The organism is Xenorhabdus entomophaga, assembly GCF_037996725.1.
In the GTDB taxonomy this organism is placed as follows: domain Bacteria; phylum Pseudomonadota; class Gammaproteobacteria; order Enterobacterales; family Enterobacteriaceae; genus Xenorhabdus; species Xenorhabdus khoisanae.
On the sequence record NZ_JBBMXH010000317.1, the window covers coordinates 1 to 548 of the forward strand.

1 protein-coding gene is annotated in these 548 nt (G+C 53.5%); it reads right to left on the reverse strand.

Annotated features, from left to right (window positions below):
• Positions 1-548, reverse strand: a 548-nt coding sequence (locus tag AAC854_RS22955; RefSeq protein WP_340619107.1) for a type VI secretion system baseplate subunit TssF, incomplete at both ends; no start/stop codon positions are given.

A 548-nucleotide genomic window follows, 5' to 3' on the forward strand; every position in this document is an offset into this window, starting at 1 on the left:
TTATCAGGCTGACATCACAAAGGTGTTGATCCAGCCACAGACTGAGCTGGGCGGCACGTTCCGTATCAGTGCCGAGGAAAAACGTTAATGTGCCACTTTGCCAGACCGGAGGCGCGGGGCCGGTCTGACACAGAGTCAGTATGATCTCACTGTGAGTGCCGGTTTTCTTTACCGCGCGTTCCTGCACGATTAACGGTTCAATATGCAGCGGACAACGGGTTTTAAAGGTCAGTAACTGCCCGTTGCAGTGAGCCGAAACGGACGTACCCGCAGGCATATCGGCAGTAGCCTGATGCTCACCCTCAGCAGGATAGAATTGTAGTATCGTTGTCGGGGGAATAGGACATAACGCTAACGGCCAGATCCGGGACAGAATACCGTGCGTGATTTCGGGGAGATCGTCCTCCAGTTTATCCCGTAAATTGGCAATCAACAGGGCAAACGCTTCGAAGAGACGTTCAATATCAGGATCATGGGATGAAGACAGAAAATCGGCCAAATGCGGCGAGTCTTTCGCCACACGCTGTGCCAGTTCCCGCAGGTAGGCG